Source organism: Paenibacillus sp. FSL R5-0749, assembly GCF_038595085.1.
In the GTDB taxonomy this organism is placed as follows: domain Bacteria; phylum Bacillota; class Bacilli; order Paenibacillales; family Paenibacillaceae; genus Paenibacillus.
Window position 1 is genome coordinate 1,073,126 of sequence record NZ_CP152005.1, and the last position, 18,452, is coordinate 1,091,577.

Sequence of the window (18,452 nt, forward strand, 5' to 3'; positions counted from 1 at the left end):
TGAACGTCTATAAATACATGAAAATATTTTGTTTCACATGCTCATCTTGAAAACTTACCGTCTTACATTCGTCAGTGTACTACCCCATTCACCGACTGGTTCAAGCCAGCTTACGATTCTATCATCAATGAGGTTGGTAAGCGCACCTTCATACTCAGCACGATAAGGTTTAGTAAGTTCATCTTGAATCCAACTTTCTCTTGTTCCTTGCCAGATTTCATAGATCACCAGATCATCAGAATGATCAAGATCATCGGAGACGATCGCATTAACAAAAGTGGGTTCACTTTTGAAATGGCTAATCATCGCGAATAGATTGTCGCGGAAAGTTTCTTTCTTACCGGGCTTAATTTTGAAACGGATATTGAGAATGACTTGTTTGTTGGTTGTTGACATCGTTACACACTCCTCAATTCTTTTATTTTCTTTATATTACAAGGCTCATTATGTACCATGTAGCACTTTTAAAATAGTACGTACTTTTTGGTTATATAGTAACCAAAAAGTGATAATTGTGATGAATCAGATCATAAATTGATTTTGAAATTACTCTATTCTACATTTATTCTCTGATATTCATCCTTGCTCAATGTCTTCTCTGCATAATTCTGACCCCATTCACAAAGAGCTCGCAGAGTGGGTTCAAGTGACATACCCATTTCTGATATTGAATATTCCACTTTTGGTGGTACCTGATTGTACATTGTTCTTATAACTAGATTATCACCCTCCAACTCCCGTAATGACTGGACTAACATTTTCTGAGAAATGGTTGGCATGAGTCTTTTCAATTCACCGGTCCGTTTAGGACCTTTTAATAAATAATACAGAATAAGAGGTCTCCACTTTCCGCCAATGACATCCAAGGTAATTTCCAGATCACAATAAAAAGTTTTCAATTGAGAAACACCATCCCTCTTTTAGTTTCGATTATTATAGTACATGTGTTGATTCAATCAACCTTCCTACACAACACTCCTAATACTGAATAAACATAACTCATTTAAGCCTAAATGCAGTTCCATCGACCAAAGCTACCACAACCATGATAGCGTTTTTATTTCAACCCAATATTTTCTTGCCTAATTCGACATATTCGTTTACTATTTTCCCATACTTAGTGCTTCAAGCATGCGTTTTTTGGGTAGCGTCTAGTCAAAAAGGCTTGGGTTCACGGGAGAGGAAGAGGAGCGGATGATCGGTTTTTTTAGAAAACGTTTGGTTGTACGCATTGTTGCAGTCGTTACACTGGCCATGACGATTATAGCTGTTGGCAGCATGCTGTTACAGGTGGCCAATATGAAACTGGCTGCACAGGAGGCCATTTCGAGTTACAATATCCAAATTGCTCAGAGTTATGTGAATCAGCTGGATACAGCATCTTATGCCGAGTTTGCCAAGGATCCCAAAGAGAATGACGCATTCTTGAAGATTCGTGATGAACTGGATGATTTTCGTGTAAGGATTGGTGCAATGTATGTCTATTTCGTCAAAATAGATGACAAAGGTACCCCGCTTATTATGGTGGACGGTATGAAGGATGCGGATAAAGCTTCACCGATTAATGAAGTCACGGATGTCCCTCAGGAGGCTGTCCAGAAGCTGTTGCAGGGGCAACCAGCCAGTTCTTCAATTATTAATAATGAGGATTATGGCAACTATATTTCCTCTTACGCTCCTATGCTCGATAGTAATGGCACTGTAACAGGTGTAATTGGTATCGATACGGCGGTATCGGTGATCGGAAACATTGAATCGGATATCATGAAATCCAGTATTCCCTTCTATGCCTTATTGCTACTAATTACCCTTATAGGTATTGCCGTTGTCATGACGTTTATCGTAAGGGGGCTGCGACCACTTCAACCGCTGAAGGCGAGTGTGGAAAAAATGGCGCAGGGTGAGCTTGCAGAAGCCAACCAAATTTTGACGTCTTACCGTCTGAAAAGCAAAGATGAGATTGGAACCACATATCAAGCAATGATACATATGTCCGGCAACTTGAACAAGATCGTGAGTAACATGGTTGAAGGCGTGGCAGTAACCACCAATATTTTATCGGAATCTACGAAGGAATTTAATCGCAGTACCGAAGAGATGATTGAGATGAGCAGGACGGTTGATCAGTCAGTCGAACAGATCAGGCAAGGGGCGCATACGCAGAAGCAGGGCGCGAGCGATAGTGCGAATGCGATGGAGGAGATTGCCAAAGGCATAACGGAGATTTCCGAATCCTCCATGATCGTATCGGATGCAGCAACAAGTGCGCTTGCTACAGCAGAGTCCGGTAAACAGAGCATGACATTGATGAAAACACAGATGGAGAGCATCTCGCATGTCTCAGGTGAAGTTGTAACGATGGTTCAGGTGCTGAACAACTATTCCCAGGAGATTGGTGGTGCCTTGCACACGGTTCGTGATTTTGCGAGTCAGACGAAGCTGCTTGCACTTAATGCATCCATTGAGGCAGCTCATGCAGGAGAACACGGCAAAGGTTTTGCGGTTGTGGCGGATGAAGTTCGCAAGCTGGCTGAGGCCTCAAGCACATCTATGGAACGGATCTCCGACCTGCTGCTTCGCATTCAACAAGAATCACAGCAGATTGGCTCACAGATGGGGGTTACCGCGCAGGAGATTGGACAAGGTGTTACGATTACCGCAGAAGCGGAGCAAGCTTTCGCCCATGTGGTTGATGCGTTCCAACTGGTGACTCATCGTATTCAAGAAGTCTCCGCTGCGGCAGAGGAAATCTCGGCAGGATCGGAAGAGGCCGCAGCCTCCGTCAATACGATCTCGCAGATCTCAGCCGGGGTCTCGGATCATTCGGATGAAATCTATCGCTTGATGCGTGAACAGTCGGCCATGTTCAACAGGGTGGCGCAGACCTCCACCATGCTGGAGCAGCAGACCAACGAGATGAGCGAAGCCGTGCGTAAAGTAAAAGTATAGTTTTTGTAGTTGGAGTATGCTGTAGCCATAGTTTACGTAAGAGGCAGCAGAAAAAAACTGGTCTGTTGTATAGTCAGTGTAACGATGTAAGGTATAAAAAAGTGCTCCGTTCCTGGAGAAGTTGGTGTGTATCCCAAACTTCCTTCAGAGGCGTGGAGCACTTTTTGTTTTTCATATCACTTTGATAGATGATCCAGCTCTATCGCCTGTCTGAAGCGTCGGGCGAATCGTTCTGCGGCTACGGCGGCCTCTTTGGATTCCGTCTGCACGAAGCCAATCTGCATTTTGGGTTGATCGATTCCAGCGATCTCTACCATCTTCACCAGACCTTCCTTCCATAATGGATTTTGGTAAAAGGAAAAGTCGTGACCAATCGTGGCAGCAATATCGTTTCGTAACACCATGTTGATGGCTTCTGAATTATTTGTTTTGAACAAAATGGACAGATATCCATGATCATAGGTGAATTCCCTGAGAAAGTCTTCGATGAAACCATCTCGATAGAGTGCAAGCTTGTGTTCTTTTAATTGATCTGGTGAAACACGGCTGTGCTTGGCAAGTTCAGACAGGTGATGAGTACCAATTACCAGCTTGCCCGAGTACATGGGACTGAAGTGAAGTCCATCGAATTCCCGCAATTGCTTGGCATAGATCGCGATAAAGCCCAGATGGGTTTTGTTATTCCGAATATCCTCGATAATTTCCATGGACCCTTTCTCTTCAATGGAGATGTTAAGTTGCGGGTGCTCACGCTTCATATCTGCAGCAGACTGGACAAGATAGGGCATGACACTTGGAAAAGTAGCCACATGAAGCTCACCGCTAAGAGAGGAGGCTTCTGCGTTCAGAGATTTCAATTCATCAATCCGCTGTAAAATGTCCAGTGCCTTGGCTATGAATTGTTTGCCTTCGGGCGTGGGATGAGTTCCCTGCCGCGAGCGTTCGAACAGGATGATCCCCATTTCTTTCTCCAGACGATGAACCGATTGGCTGATCGCCGATTGTGTGACATGCAGATGCTCCGAGGCGGCGGAGAAGGATTGGGTTTTCGCAATTTCAACGACATATTCGAGCTGTTCCAGATTCATGAGTTCATCTCCGTTTAGCATTAATACAACTAATGTTAACATTAGTATCTATAAATATGAATAATACATGAACAGCGATATAATATATAGACAATCATATAAAGGGGATGAACTTCATGAAAGCAGCAGTATGGTATGCCCATAAAGATGTGCGTGTTGAAGATCGCGAGGTTCCGGTTGCTCAAGCAGGACAAGTCAAAATCAAAGTGGAATATGCGGGGATCTGCGGCAGTGACTTGCATGCTTATCATCATGGTGTGGGCATTCAAGAAGGCGAGAATCATCCGCTCTCAGGACAGAAAGCACCGCTCACATTGGGTCATGAATTTGCAGGAACCGTGAGTGAATTGGGTAGTAATGTAAGCGGTATCAGTGTGGGGCAGCGAGTTGTGGTAGAGCCATTGTACCACTGTGGAAAATGCGAATACTGTATCCAGGGGCGTTATAACCAGTGTACTCAATTTGGATTCGTTGGACTGAATGGTGATGGTGGTTTTGCGGAGTATGTTGTTGTTGAATCCTATATGGTACATCCCATCCCGGATAACGTAACCTTCGAAGAAGGTGCCCTCGTAGAGCCTACGGCAGTAGCGTTTCATGCGGTTCGACACAGCAAATTGAAAGTGGGGAATAAGGTAGCCGTGTACGGAGCCGGTCCAATTGGATTATTGACCATTCTGTCTGCCAAAGCAGCAGGCGCTTCTGAAATCTATGCAGTCGATGTATTTGAGGAACGTTTGGACTTGGCAGCCAAGCTGGGAGCTGTTCCGGTGAATAGTGCCAAAGTTAATGCAACCGAAGTGATTTTGCAACAATCGGGTGGCATCGATGTGGCTTATGAAGCAGCGGGAGTGCAACCAACCATGGACAGTGCCGTTGCGGTTGTCAAAAAAGGTGGAGAAGTTGTTGTGATCGCGGCGATTCCAAATCCGCTCCAAGTGAACTTCTTCGATCTTCTGGTGAAGGAAGCGAATCTGACAGCAACGCTGGCCTATCGTCACATTTTCCCTGAAGTAATCTCATTGATTGCGGAAGGGTCGCTTGATGTGAAACAGGTCATCACCAAAAAAATTAAACTGGACGACATCGTAGAGGAAGGGCTGGAGCTGTTGATGAGCGACAAGAGCCATGCGAAGATTTTGGTGGAGATCGGCGGCTAAAGACTTTTCGCTAACTTCTCACTAACAAGGATAGATTTTCATATCAACGTAATTGAAGTATAAATTTTAGATCGCGAAAAAGGCCGTTCATCCGCATGAATGGTCTTTTTCGCTTTATTCAAGTAGAACAGTGAGCTTTCACTAGCTACTCATTATGAATCAATTCCGCTGATCGCGGTTCGTTAAGCTAATACCCAAAACTAGGAATCATAGCGGTAGCAAATCGCCTTACCCCCGCTACTCTCGGAGCTGAATTCCTTATCCTCATAGAATCCAAAACGCTCATATAAACGGATGGCATTCACCATCTGACCTCCCGTATATAAATACACCGTATTTTTGCCCATGTCTTTGGCAGATTCCACACATTGCTGGAGCAATGCTCTGGCGATCCCATGACCTCTCCATTTTGGATCAACACCTAACAGCCGAATAAACGGATAATCGATTGGCAATTCAAAGTCTGGATAAGCCTTGCGCGCTGTTTCGAACAATTGGACTGTACCAACAATCTGATCATCAATCTTGGCGATCCATAATTGTGTCAGGTACGGATTAACCACGGACTCTCTAATGTCTTTTAAGTAGGCCTCCCAGCGTTCATTTTGCTCAAAAGTCTCCCGATACTCGGCATAACTTGCAATAAGGATATCTACAATCTCTGGATGGTCCGTTTCTGTGGCGGGATGAATCGTAACGGCAGCCGTTGTCATCTTTTAATTCCTCTTCTCTTATGGGTTAAGTATGATATAGAGTTTTCTTGCATTTTACCATAACGGATTCCATCCGATTCATTCAAATTTTCTATAGTTCACTCAGTCATTTCTATAGGTCAAAGCATATCAGCGATTGAGCTGTGTGGAATACAGATGATTGCGATATTCGGTTGGCGTATTGCCTTCGTATTGTTTGAACATGCGCAGGAACAGCTTGTAATCGGAGAATCCGCACTGTCCGGCGATTTCTTTTACACTGGCATTGGTATTGAGCAGCAGTTGTTTCGCCCGGCGAATACGTTCGGTGAGGATATAGGTTTTGAGCCCGGTACCTTTCTCGCGTTTCACCATTTTGGAGATATAGTCTTTGTTAAAATTAAAATTCTCTGCAATCTGACTCACCGTAATGTTTGTATGCAGATGAATATCGACCCACTTGCAGATATGGTCCACAATCGCATTGTGCGGGCGATAATCGGCCTCTATATTACGCTCCAGTTCTCTGAACAACAATAGTAGTGCAGCGTCGGCTTCCTCCGGTGAGAAGGATGACACATGCAGCAGCTGCTTGAATAACTGATTGGCCATGGAAGGTACCTGAATGGTGGCATGTGTCCTGAGCCGATTGAATTCTGCTGACTTGGCAGCATAGTGAACCCAGTAGAAGCTGACGGGTGTGTCGCTAATCTGGTAGCCATAATGTGTACGACCGGCGTGTAGAAACAACAGATCATTGGCACGAACCACGTACTTTTCGTCGTCCTCCGCGATGTACATCTCACCTTCCAGCATCAAAATGATCTCGTGAACGGGCATGCTGCGTCTCATATGGCTCCAGTTGCCGTCGGATATGAACTTGCCGCACAGGTAATGTTCCAGTGGCTTTTGCATAGGACGGATTTATCCACCTTTTCTAGGATTATGAGTCTGATGTTATTACATTTTATTTGATACTATGGGGATATTCAAGTGATAAAGAGGGTTTTTGAGTATAGGGCATATGGGACAGAACACGGATTTTACCCCTCTGGATATATCAATGAAAATACAAGTGGATATCTGTCTAGTACATACCGTGAAGGAGTGAGTGTCATGATTGATACGAAAAAGGGATTTCTGGGACCGGAACATGTAGAGTTGTTAAACGGTGTGTTCCAAACATCACAAGAGGTCGGGGAGCGTTACCTGTTATCGCTGGATATCGATCGATTCCTGGCCCCATGCTTTGAGGCTCATGGTTTACCTGCCCGAAAAGAGCGATATGGGGGTTGGGAGGCTCGTACCATCAGCGGACATTCCCTCGGTCATTATCTGTCTGCCCTGGCTGTGACGTATCAGGCAACCGGGAATAAGACGTTAAAAGAAACACTGGATTATGCAGTCACGGAACTTGCGAGAATCCAGCAGACTACGGGAAGTGGGTACATCGGCGGTTTGTCAGAAGAAGCGTTCCGCATCGCATTTCGCGCCGAACATATTGGTGGATTTAACATCGGGGAGTACTGGGTTCCCTGGTACAGTGTGCACAAAATCTATCGCGGTCTGATTGACGCCTACAGACTCACTGGCAACGGTCAGGCACTAGATGTGGTAACACGGTTCGCGGACTGGGCAGTAGAAGGTCTGAAGACCATGACGGAAGAACAGATCCAGACGATGCTACAGAGTGAGCACGGGGGCATGAATGAGGTTTTTGCACAACTGTATGGGATTACGGGGACAGCCTTATACCTTGAGATCGCCAATAAGTTTACCCATCAATTGATTCTGAGACCCTTGGAACACAAGCAGGACGATCTTCAAGGCAAACACGCCAATACTCAGATTCCCAAAGTGATCGGTGCTGCCGAAATCTACAATCAGGACCATACCCGTGAGAGTTATCGGACAGCAGCAGAGTTTTTCTGGGACACGACGGTACATCATCGTTCTTACGTATTTGGAGCGACGAGCATTTCGGAGCATTATGAAGCGAAGGGCATGGAGAGTCTTGGTATCAAAACAGGAGAGAGCTGCTGTACTCACAACATGATGCATTTGACGAAACAACTCTTCGCCTGGAATCACGATAGTGCCTACATGGACTATTATGAAAACGCCATCTACAATCACATCCTCGGCACGCAGGACCCCGATACGGGGAACAAAACGTATTTTGCATCAACGCTGCAAGGCCACTACAAAATCTATGGTACTCACGATACCGCCTGGTGGTGCTGTACAGGATCAGGCATGGAGAACCCGGGCAAATATGCCGAGGCGATCTATTTCGAAGACGAGCAAGACCTGTACGTCAACCTGTATATCGCTTCCCAGCTGGATTGGACGTCTCAGGGAATATCCCTGAAGCTCGAAACCGACTTTCCTTATTCGGAAAAGGTGACCCTGACGATCACCGGCGGCAGCGCCTCGGCTCATCTAAGATTACGCGTGCCCTCATGGCTGCAACAGCCAATGACGGCAACCGTCAACGGGGATACGGCACATCCGTATACACGGATGGAACCCGGCTATCTTTCCATCGACCGCACCTGGACAGCGGGCGATGTCATTACAATCACACTGCCAATGTCGCTTCGCCAGTACACTGCCCGGGATGATGTGCACAAAGTAGCCTTTCTGTACGGCCCGATTGTACTCGCCGGTGCACTGGGAAGCGAGGGTCTGCCAGAGGACACAATTGTGGACGAAACAGCATTGAATCCCAAGACCGCACCCGTACCTGTGATCTGGACGGAGCAGGAGGATGTGCGACAGTGGATCAAGGTCGTAGATGCAGACACGTTAACATTTGAACTTAGCAAGGATGTCACTTCCACGGGAGAACCCGTGAAGCTGATTCCGTTCTATGATGTGCACCATGAATTTTATACCGTGTATTGGCCGTTTAACGATGAAGGTGATGCGTTAGAGAAAGAGTTGAACGACATCACGATCGACAGGGTTCAGGCGGATGGTCAGCAGGATGAGATCGGACATCAACTGGATAGCAACTGCCGTGGGGAGCATTATAACGGTTCAACCACAGATGGACGTAAGAAGTTGCATATGTGGCGAGAGGCTTTTGGTTTCAGTGGGGCTTACTTCAGTTACCAACTGGCGGTGGATCGCGCCGCAACCAATTATCTATGTGTGGCCTATTGGGGTGGAGATTATTCTACATTTGAACGGGAAGGTACGTTATACAACAGACAGTTCACCATTACCGTGGATGGCACACGCATTGGAGAGCAGCGAATTCATATGAACAAAATCGGCGACGTATTCTATGTGACCTATGATATTCCTGAGTCCGTTACATCAGGTAAAGACAGCGTTAAGGTCATGTTCCAGGCGGAGGGCGACAATGGCTGTGCCGGGAAAGTTGTCGAGGTACGCACTACGCGAAGCAAACCCGAATCTCTCTTTGCATGATAAGAGGCATGGTGTGAAAAGGCGCAAACACAATGTTATAATGATAATAAATTACGGTTAGTTGGGAAGAGGAGGTTGGAAGTGTGGCAAAACCCGATAATAAAGGTACGTATAACTTTCAGGATTGGTTAACTTGGGAGGGGGCATGGGAATTAATTAACGGCAAAGCTTTTAATATGTCTCCAGCACCCACTTCATTGCACCAGTTTATTGTGGGTGAGCTGCACTTCTCTTTGCGGACTTTTTTTCAGAATCGGAAATGTTTCGTGTTTGTTGCCCCTTTTGATGTGTATTTTAGCGAAAATGAACAATATGACCTGCCAGATCAAGTTGTACAGCCTGATTTATCGGTGGTTTGCTCCAAAGACCAGATATCTAAGAATGGCTGTCACGGTGCACCTTCTTTAATTATCGAGGTGTTATCGCCTTCGACTGCGCTAAAGGATTTTAATGAAAAATTTAACTTGTATCAGAAATACGGCGTGAACGAATACTGGATTGTTGACCCCGGGAATCAAACCGTCCATGTGTACACGTTGGAGGATGGCAGTTATCAGACCCGTCATCTGTATACTGAGCAGGAAACGATGATATCTGTCTTGTATCCTGAATTGCACATTCCGCTGGATTCGTTGTTCAAGCTCAGGTAGTGCGAAGCGTCAACCTGTCCGCTACAGAGGAAGCGATAAGGCAGTTGTTTTCTAATGCTAACGAACCCTACACGCCTTAACCGAGCAAATTGGATGAGGTGGAAAATGTAACGAATCTCAGCGACGCTATTTCATCTGAAATAGGCGATAAACAACGTTTTTACACCTAATACACGAATATAACGTGTCTCAGGTTCGTTGCATTTTCAAATGAGCTGACATGCACCCAATAACGTTACCTCAGTTCGTTAGCTATAGATAACCCAACCTTAAACGAAGAAACAACGCATAAGAGGCGAAATTGGATGATCTCCGTTTCGTCTTTTTTTATGCTTCAGTAGTGTTTGTAGTTCTGACATGTTGTGTGAGTGTTCTTGTGACCCCTGTTTTACATTGCTTATTTTTCAGACAAGTCTTATATAAAAAATGACACGCATAGCCATTTTCCACGTATTACCTGATAACATTTCTTATCCACAATCTGCTGTCTTGTAAAACTCACTTTGTATGGATTGACCACAACATTTCCTGCCAAGTTCCACGTTGTCCCTGAAAATATGAAATGGGATAAGCCCAAACCACGTATATTATGAGTATTCCATTATCCAATGTTATCCACCTGAGAGCGTTAACATCATGTACAATAGAAAAAGTGGAACAGGAAAATAACGACATATAGCTTCAATATATAACATGAAAGGAGGTCGGATGATTGAACATGATTAAGTACATACAATTCATGGGATTAATCCTTGTTGTTGTTGCTGTGAATGTTCTGGCATTCTCACCCGGCTTTATCGGGCTGAATTTCGGGGAGGGTGCATTCACAACTTCGCTATCCGTTACCCTGTTGTTCGGCAGTGCAATGGCACTCTTATATGGCAGTTACACCATGCTGTTCAGACAGCCGGTGGTTCTGCCCGTGAAGCATATCGAAACACATGAAGATTATGTGGAAGCTTTATCTTTTTATAGACGCATCAAAGTCCTCGAAGAAGATATTACGCTGGGGCTGTCTCAACTTAGCCGGATGAAAAAGAAGAAAGAAACACTTCTGAATGTGCTTCATCAGCGGTTTGATCCGGGGGAACTTAGCTACAAAAAATTCGCATCAGTCACGATGGAAGTGGAGAAGCTGTTATACCTGAATATCCGCAGTGTACTGAATCGGTTGAATGTATTCGATGAAGCAGACTATGCCAACATGATGAAATCCAAATCCTCAAACCTACCCCAGAAACTTTTTCAGGAAAAAACCAAGGTATACAACGATTATTTGTCTTATGTGAAGAATGCATTACACACCAATGAGGAAATTTTGCTCAAGCTGGATCAGTTGTTACTTGAGATTTCACGCCTCGACAGCTTTGAAGCAGGAGATATTGAACAGATGCCTTGTATGCAGGAGATTGATCAGTTAATCAAGCACACCAAATTATACAGACAGTGAGGGGTTGCTCGTATGGCCAAGAAGGGAAAGTTTTTTTTCATATCGATTGTAATGCTGGTACTCGTATTCGGTCTGGTCTATGCAGGAATAACATTAACATCGAACTTTGGCAAGTCGACCACACAGGTGAGCACAGAGAATGCAGGTAAGGAACTGGGCAAACTGTACGCAAACATTGCACCAGCGACGGCAGAACCGGTCAAAGGACAGATTGATCTCGATCCGGTCGACGTAGCAGAATCGCTGCCGGATATCTCCAAATTCGCAATTGCCGTAGAGAATACAACGAATGATTACGTCGAAATCTTCTCTTCCACAGAGAAGTCAGGTAGCGGGGTAGATGGCTGGTTAACTGAAGTGGGCGAGGAATTCAACAAAGCAAAAATTACCGTTGGCGGGAAACAGGTATCCGTCAAAATCCGCAACATTGCCTCCGGAACGGCTACCGATTATATCAAGTCGGGCAAGTATATACCTGATGCATTCACGCCTTCTAATGAACTGTGGGGCGAGATGGTTGAGGCCAGTGGGGTGAAAACAGAGATGGTTTCCAAGCGATTGGTTGGGAATGTCCCTGGTATTGTCATTTCCAAAGCCAAGTATGATGCACTGGTTGATACTTACGGCTCCGTGAATGTAAAAACCGTAACCGAAGCGATTGCCAACAATGAACTCGCGATGGGATATACCGATCCATTTGCCAGCTCCACAGGACTGAACTTCCTGGTGACTGCTCTGAATACTTATGATAGCGCCAATCCGCTGGGCGAGAAGGCGATTGAGGGATTTGAGAAATTCCAGACGAATGTACCGTTTACAGCCTCGACAACCATTCAGATGCGGGAAGCTGCCAAGTCAGGCCGACTGGATGCCTTTGTACTCGAATACCAGACGTATGTGAATACTGCCGATCTGAAGAGTGGTTACGTCTTTACACCTTTTGGCGTGAGACATGACAGTCCGCTGTATGCATTGGGACAATTGCCGAAGAACAAACAGGAGATTATCCAAAAGTTTGCGGAATTTGTAACCCAGGCGAAGTATCAACAATCAGCGGAAGAGTTTGGTTTCAACGGGTTGCAGGATTACAAATCCGAACTGGCCACCGTGGATGGCGGCACGTTGTTGTCTGCACAGAAAGTATGGAAAGAAAAGAAAAACGGTAGCAAACCGATTGCCGCTGTGTTCGTGACGGATGTATCCGGAAGCATGGACGGCGAACCGCTTAACCGACTGAAGGAGTCCCTGCGCAAAGGTCAGAAGTACCTGGGTACAGACAACAGTATTGGCTTGGTTTCTTACTCCAGCGGGGTAACCGTGAATCTGCCCATTGCCAAGTATGATACGAACCAACAGTCCATGTTTGTCGGAACAGTGGATAGTCTGCAAGCTGGCGGAGGGACGGCTACTTTTGACGGGATCGTGGTAGCGATGAAGATGCTGGAAGATTACATGGTTGCTAATCCGAATGTGAAGCCGTTAATCTTTGTTCTGAGTGATGGCGAGACCAATGAAGGTCATACCCTGAAGGATATCCGGGATCTGGTCGAGACGTACCAAGTGCCGATCTATACGATTGGATACAACGCGGACATTAAGGCTCTGGAGAGCATCTCCAGCATTAACGAAGCGGCAAGCATCAATGCCGATACCGACGATGTCGTGTACAAGATCGGGAACCTGTTTAACGTACAGATGTAAATTTAAAGGGGGAACTTAGATGTCATTTTCAATGGAAATACCAAGCCAGAAGGAAATTCAGAAGGTGATTGAAGAAGAGGTGAAACCCGTGCCCGCCGAGGTCGCGGAGCTTCAACAAGTGGCCAATGCCAACGTAGAGATGATTATGACACTGGATCTCGAATCCCTGGAGAAGCGCAAAGAGATTCTGCAATCCATTGATGGCTTTGGCATGAATACGATGAGATCCTCTTCTGAGAAAAACGCCTTGCTTCAAGTCTCCGTTGGACATCTGTCCAAGACGGGAGACGAAGGCGGTCAGGTCGCCAAAGGTTTGACCGAGCTGCATATGCAACTGAAGGATCTCGACCCGAGCGTGGTCGACTTTGCCAAGACCGGTTTCCTCGGGAAATTGTTCAATCCGCTTCGCGCCTATTTCCTGAAATATCAGAAGGCTGACGCAGTCATCGCTGACATCGTAACCTCTTTGGATAAAGGCAGATCCACCCTGCGTAACGATAATACGACGCTGGAGATCGAACAACAGAACCTGAGAGAACTCACCAAACGACTGCAAAAGGAGATTCAGCTTGGTGTGCTCATGGATGAGTCCATCGACGCGCAGATTGAAGCCGCCAAGGTCCGCAATGAGGACCCAGAGAAAGTCCGCTTTATTACAGAGGAAGTGTTGTTCCCACTCCGTCAGCGGGTCATGGACCTGCAGCAAATGCTGGTCGTGAATCAACAGGGCATCATGGCGATTGAAGTGGTCATCCGTAACAACAAGGAACTAATTCGAGGGGTAGACCGGGCCAAGAATGTAACGATCTCGGCACTGAAAATTGCCGTTACGGTAGCGAGTGCTTTGTATAATCAGAAGATTGTATTGCAGAAGATTGAATTGCTGAACCAGACAACCAATGATTTGATTGCCGGTACATCCAAAATGCTCAAGGATCAGGGGATTGCCATTCAGAAACAGGCATATGAAGCCAGCATTTCCGTGGATACGATGAAACAGGCGTTCACCGATGTATTGTCAGCACTCGATTCAATCAGTTTGTATAAGCAGGAAGCCTTGCCAAGAATGCGTGAAACGATTAACCAGTTCCGTGAGCTTGCAGATACTGGAGAGCAACAGATACAGCGTTTGGAGAAGGGGCAGAAGCTAGGGCTGTAAACAGAAGAGAAAGAAATACAATGTCACTTGTTCGCTGGCTATCATTTGTATAATTAGAAAAAGCGATCGTTCCTCATTAAGCATGAGGAATGGTCGCTTTTTGGTTCTCTATGAAGATTGGTACTAATGTAGATACCCAATATTCCGCGCATAAGGGTATATCTGTTGCTCGTATTGGTCGAGGAGAACGCCAGCCGCACGTACTTTGGCACGACCTTGTTGCAGTATCTTGGAATTTACTTTGTTTTTAGAAACGGCTTGTTTGTACAACAAGTATCCTTCCAGCTGAAGGTAGCTTCCCTTGACATAATAGGCATGTATTTTCTTAAGTTCAGGATTAGAAGGTTTGATTTGTTTTAACATGGATACCGTTTTTGTATAATTAGGGATCACCGTATTCGTAAGTTTGAGGTACATGGACTTGCGATTGGTTGAACTCACCTCACCTCCCACACTACCCAATGTGTCGATTGCTTTATTCTCATAAGGTACAAGGCGAGATATTTGTTCGAGATATTCTTCGAAATCCTTTTGATCTTTAGTGAGCTCCTGTTCTGCATCATCTAATTCTAATTCGTCCATAAGTTCTTTGTTCAAATTATCTTCGTTTTCACTATAACTCTGATCTGAATCTGAATATGTAGATGTTGCTACTTTGGCAGCATCAGCAGAAGCGGCTGGAGAGAAAAGAACTCCTCCAAGCAAAACAAAACTGGTAATCAATGATATAATCCACGACTTCTTCAAATGTATTGTCATCCTCCTTTGGTTGTATTCCACTGGATAACCTAACATATCATTATCAGAAATTACAGGAATACATTTACATAAAAATAGAGTTGCCGCTTTTTTTCAAAATCCCCCTCAATAATCATCTTTTAACACGACATTGTCAGGTCTGTAATGAATGATCTTGAATAACTCCTCGGCCATGTAGGCGGGGCTGTGCTTGAAATCCTGCCTGATCCACTCCATGATCATGCCGAATATCGCATGAGACTGGTAACTTGCCAACAGTTCATGGTTAATGTGCTGCGGGAAGATATGGTTCAGATCCTGTAAGGAGAGATCGCGAAGAACATCACAGATCATGCGTTGAAAGTTGGACGAAGCCTCGGACTGTACAACCAGTGTGTAGAATTGTGCATGCTGGTGCACATGTTCAAATATGGTGATGGCCGAAGAGGGCATCAGACCGACCTCGAACTCTTTCAACCCTTGATAGGGTTTGCGAAAAGAAGTCACCAGATCCTGAATCACATCATCGATGATTTCGTTGAACAGGTCTTCTTTATACTGATAATGTCTGTAGAAAGTACCTCGATTCAGGTCGGCGCGCTCGACAATATCCGTAATGGATATTTCTTTAAAGGGATGTTTTTGCATCAGATGGATGAGAGCATCCTTCAGCGCAGCTTTTGATTTTTTGATTCTTCGGTCCATCGAATTCGGGGTCTCAGACATCTATTTTCCTCCTCTCTATATAAGTTGAACTAAAGAATATTTACACTGGCCACTTCGATGACAGAACAACCTTCCAATCGCTGTTATCCCCAGATTTTTTTGATTCCTTTTATAAAGGGGTAAATCCGGGGATAAAGGCGAAGCATATGCTTCCGATGCAGCTTTCTTGCAGAAAGCTTTTAGCTCCGCTTTTTCAGGTTCTTTCTGTCCTCTCCGTTTTGTGTAACTGTTTAGTTCAATTTATATAGTTCACTTAAATAGTTAAAGTACATTTGGGCTTAATAGTGTTGTTTAACGTACAACTGGACAAGCTTTTACTGATTGAAGTGAATTGCTATGACTTATTATACTAAGGATAAGAGTTAATGAACATTTGTTTGTTAACTTATTGTAAACGAATACACAAAGGAGGATACATGGAATGAAACTTCAAGATAAAGTGGCAGTTGTGACAGGTGCTGGTTCAGGTATGGGGAAAGCGATCGCGATGTTGTATGCCCAAGAGGGAGCGAAAGTAGTCGTATCGGATATTAACGAGGAATCCGCACAGGCGGTTGTGAATGATATTAAGGCACAGGGCGGGGAAGCGATTGTGGTTCTGGCCAATGTAGCCAAAGAAGAAGATGTGCAGAATCTGATTGATACGACGGTGAGCACATACGGTACAGTAGATATTCTGATTAACAATGCGGGCATTATGGATGGCATGGAGCCTGCAGCGGATATAACGGATGAGAAGTGGGAGAGATTGTTCGCTGTGAACACAACCAGTGTGATGCGGACAACGCGTAAGGTATTACCGATCTTCCTGGAAAAACAAAAAGGCGTCATCGTGAACATTGCTTCGGCAGGTGGATTGCACGGCGGACGTGCAGGAGCAGCCTATACGGCCTCCAAACATGCGGTCGTGGGCTTCACCAAAAATACAGGGTATATGTATGCTGAGCAAGGCATTCGTTGTAATGCGATCGCCCCAGGTGCCGTGGCAACCAACATCAGCGCATCCATGGCCGACATTAGCCCATACGGTGCAGGACGGCAACAGCTGGGCATGGCAATCAACCCACGCATCGGGACGAGTGAAGAGATCGCCAAGGTGGCCTTGTTCCTTGGGTCGGACGAGTCCAGCTTCGTGAACGGAACCGTCGTTACGGCTGATGCAGGTTGGAGTTCCTATTAATCCATTCAAGCGCAGTCGAGCATGAAGTACCGAAATAGTGCGAACAGTCAGGAAGCCGCATAACCATATGCGGCTTCTTTTTTGTGTTACTCCGAGAACGGTGGATCACAGCGCCATATCCCGTATAGGACAAACGTTTGCATTTCTACACGGATGCTCGAAATGAATCAGTTTGAGGGTGGTTTTGGTTTGGAAAAGAGTGAGGATTCACGCACGATCAGACGATGGGGAATAATGACCGGATTATGAGGCTGTGGTTCCCCGCTTAGAATTTTCAACAAGACCTGAACGGCTGTATAGCCCAGCTGATAGGTTCCAATGTCTATAGAGCTTAAGGGTGGTGAAGCCAGCTCCGATAAAGCAATATTGTTAAAACTGACCACGCTGATATCCTCAGGCACCAGATAATGAAGCTCGGCAAGAGCTCTCAGTACCCCGAAGGCCACATTGTCATCAATGACAACGATTGCGGTGGGTCTGTTCGGCAAGGACATGAACAGCGACATGGCCCTGAATCCACTTTCCTGCAGAAATTCACCTTCCACAATCCAGTCACTATCGGCATCCAGCCCGGCTTGGGCAAGCGCTTTTTGGTATCCTAGCATGCGATCATGCGATAACGTAATGTCCGGTGGGCCGCTGACAAATCCGATTCGCGTATGCCCTTGGGCGATCAGATGATGTGTCGCATCATAAGCAGTCTGTACATTATCGTTATCCACCATGGGGGCATTGGGATGAGCTTCGCTGCGACCGATTAACACAAAAGGAAACTTTTCCGCTTCCAAAAATGAAATGATGGGATCGTCTCGTTTGGACCCAAGCAACAGAATGCCATCCACTCTGCGACCATGAACAAGACGGGAGATCGCGTGCAGTTCATTGTCTGATGAAGTTTCAGTGGTTAGCAGCAATTCATAATTCATACGGGTGGCATGTGTAATAATACCCCGCAGCAGTTCCCCGAAAAAGTAATTCTGAAACAACTCTTCAGCAGGACGCGGAAGCATAATGCCAAGGGTATGGGTCGTCTTGGAAACCAGGCTCTTCGCCATGATGTTGGGATGGTAGTTTAATTCTTTCATGATTTGCTTCACTTTGAGAGACGTCTTGGTGCTGATTCTGGGATGGTTGGAAATCACTCGTGACACTGTAGAAGGGGAAACACCCGCCAATTTGGCAATATCCTTGATCGTAATCATGTAAAAAATCCCTTCTGAACAATCGTATAAATATTCTCCTATGGTAATCCAAAGGATACGATAAATCAATTGCTAACTGCCACATATGAGTTGCACAGGAAGTAAAATAAAGGAAGAAAGAGTCTGAACAAGGAAATAGGAAATTACTGTAGGTAGAAGAGGTAAATTGGTTAAAATTGAGCAAATATGGCTTGTGCAAACGTTTGTGCAAAGAAAGTTAGGTATTGTATGATGTGATTGTTATTGTAGCGCTTACATCTATGAATTTACATACTTCTTGACTTATTTCCCCCTACATATTGAACGAAGGAGTCATCTT

At 45.3% G+C, this 18,452-nt stretch carries 16 protein-coding genes; 8 read left to right on the forward strand and 8 right to left on the reverse strand.

Annotation, left to right across the window (positions count from 1 at the left end; all coding sequences use genetic code 11):
* Window positions 1-54: 54 nt before the first annotated feature.
* Together MKY85_RS04750 and MKY85_RS04755 are read right to left on the reverse strand one after the other, a co-directional pair.
* Window positions 55-396, reverse strand: coding sequence for an antibiotic biosynthesis monooxygenase (locus MKY85_RS04750; RefSeq protein ID WP_339239821.1), 342 nt, complete (start codon window positions 394-396; stop codon window positions 55-57).
* A gap of 155 nt (window positions 397-551) precedes the next feature.
* Window positions 552-899, reverse strand: a complete 348-nt coding sequence (locus MKY85_RS04755) for a helix-turn-helix domain-containing protein (RefSeq protein WP_339239823.1) — start codon at window positions 897-899, stop codon at window positions 552-554.
* Window positions 900-1,194: 295 nt separating this feature from the next.
* Between MKY85_RS04755 and MKY85_RS04760 the strand changes: the two genes are divergently transcribed.
* A complete protein-coding gene (locus tag MKY85_RS04760) occupies window positions 1,195-2,949 on the forward strand; it encodes a HAMP domain-containing methyl-accepting chemotaxis protein (RefSeq protein WP_342571936.1) in 1,755 nt (584 codons plus the stop codon).
* Window positions 2,950-3,125: 176 nt separating this feature from the next.
* Here the strand turns inward: MKY85_RS04760 and MKY85_RS04765 are convergent, their stop codons facing one another.
* Complete coding sequence (locus MKY85_RS04765; RefSeq protein WP_339259015.1) at window positions 3,126-4,037, reverse strand: LysR family transcriptional regulator; 912 nt, start codon at window positions 4,035-4,037, stop codon at window positions 3,126-3,128.
* Between the two features lie 116 nt (window positions 4,038-4,153).
* Here MKY85_RS04765 and MKY85_RS04770 point away from each other — a divergent pair, with 116 nt between their 5' ends.
* Window positions 4,154-5,197 carry a 2,3-butanediol dehydrogenase gene (locus MKY85_RS04770; protein ID WP_339259017.1) on the forward strand — a complete coding sequence of 348 codons (1,044 nt, stop codon included), beginning with the start codon at window positions 4,154-4,156 and terminating at the stop codon, window positions 5,195-5,197.
* A 200-nt stretch (window positions 5,198-5,397) separates the two neighbouring features.
* Here the strand turns inward: MKY85_RS04770 and MKY85_RS04775 are convergent, their stop codons facing one another.
* Together MKY85_RS04775 and MKY85_RS04780 are read right to left on the reverse strand one after the other, a co-directional pair.
* Complete coding sequence (locus tag MKY85_RS04775; RefSeq protein WP_339259019.1) at window positions 5,398-5,910, reverse strand: GNAT family N-acetyltransferase; 513 nt, start codon at window positions 5,908-5,910, stop codon at window positions 5,398-5,400.
* A gap of 129 nt (window positions 5,911-6,039) precedes the next feature.
* Window positions 6,040-6,804: an AraC family transcriptional regulator gene (locus MKY85_RS04780; protein WP_342571937.1), complete on the reverse strand. Its 765-nt coding sequence runs from the start codon at window positions 6,802-6,804 to the stop codon at window positions 6,040-6,042.
* Between the two features lie 201 nt (window positions 6,805-7,005).
* Between MKY85_RS04780 and MKY85_RS04785 the strand changes: the two genes are divergently transcribed.
* The 5 genes from MKY85_RS04785 to MKY85_RS04805 all read left to right on the forward strand — a co-directional run bounded on the left by MKY85_RS04785 (window position 7,006) and on the right by MKY85_RS04805 (window position 14,287).
* Complete coding sequence (locus MKY85_RS04785) at window positions 7,006-9,327, forward strand: beta-L-arabinofuranosidase domain-containing protein (RefSeq protein WP_342571938.1); 2,322 nt, start codon at window positions 7,006-7,008, stop codon at window positions 9,325-9,327.
* Window positions 9,328-9,410: 83 nt separating this feature from the next.
* Entirely contained in the window at window positions 9,411-9,977 is a 567-nt protein-coding gene (locus tag MKY85_RS04790; RefSeq protein ID WP_339239834.1) for a Uma2 family endonuclease, read from the forward strand.
* A 718-nt stretch (window positions 9,978-10,695) separates the two neighbouring features.
* Window positions 10,696-11,427 carry a hypothetical protein gene (locus tag MKY85_RS04795; RefSeq protein WP_342573271.1) on the forward strand — a complete coding sequence of 244 codons (732 nt, stop codon included), beginning with the start codon at window positions 10,696-10,698 and terminating at the stop codon, window positions 11,425-11,427.
* Between the two features lie 12 nt (window positions 11,428-11,439).
* A complete protein-coding gene (locus tag MKY85_RS04800; RefSeq protein ID WP_339239839.1) occupies window positions 11,440-13,128 on the forward strand; it encodes a VWA domain-containing protein in 1,689 nt (562 codons plus the stop codon).
* A gap of 19 nt (window positions 13,129-13,147) precedes the next feature.
* Complete coding sequence (locus MKY85_RS04805) at window positions 13,148-14,287, forward strand: toxic anion resistance protein (protein WP_017690481.1); 1,140 nt, start codon at window positions 13,148-13,150, stop codon at window positions 14,285-14,287.
* 123 nt (window positions 14,288-14,410) lie between these two features.
* Here the strand turns inward: MKY85_RS04805 and MKY85_RS04810 are convergent, their stop codons facing one another.
* Window positions 14,411-15,034 carry a hypothetical protein gene (locus tag MKY85_RS04810; RefSeq protein WP_342571939.1) on the reverse strand — a complete coding sequence of 208 codons (624 nt, stop codon included), beginning with the start codon at window positions 15,032-15,034 and terminating at the stop codon, window positions 14,411-14,413.
* Window positions 15,035-15,151: 117 nt separating this feature from the next.
* A complete protein-coding gene (locus MKY85_RS04815) occupies window positions 15,152-15,751 on the reverse strand; it encodes a TetR/AcrR family transcriptional regulator (protein ID WP_339239843.1) in 600 nt (199 codons plus the stop codon).
* A gap of 421 nt (window positions 15,752-16,172) precedes the next feature.
* On the opposite strand from MKY85_RS04815, the gene MKY85_RS04820 reads away from it, so the two are divergent.
* Window positions 16,173-16,931: an SDR family oxidoreductase gene (locus MKY85_RS04820; protein WP_342571940.1), complete on the forward strand. Its 759-nt coding sequence runs from the start codon at window positions 16,173-16,175 to the stop codon at window positions 16,929-16,931.
* Window positions 16,932-17,098: 167 nt separating this feature from the next.
* Here MKY85_RS04820 and MKY85_RS04825 read toward each other — a convergent pair whose 3' ends face one another.
* Window positions 17,099-18,133, reverse strand: coding sequence for a LacI family DNA-binding transcriptional regulator (locus MKY85_RS04825; RefSeq protein ID WP_192132664.1), 1,035 nt, complete (start codon window positions 18,131-18,133; stop codon window positions 17,099-17,101).
* Between the last annotated feature and the right edge of the window lie 319 nt (window positions 18,134-18,452).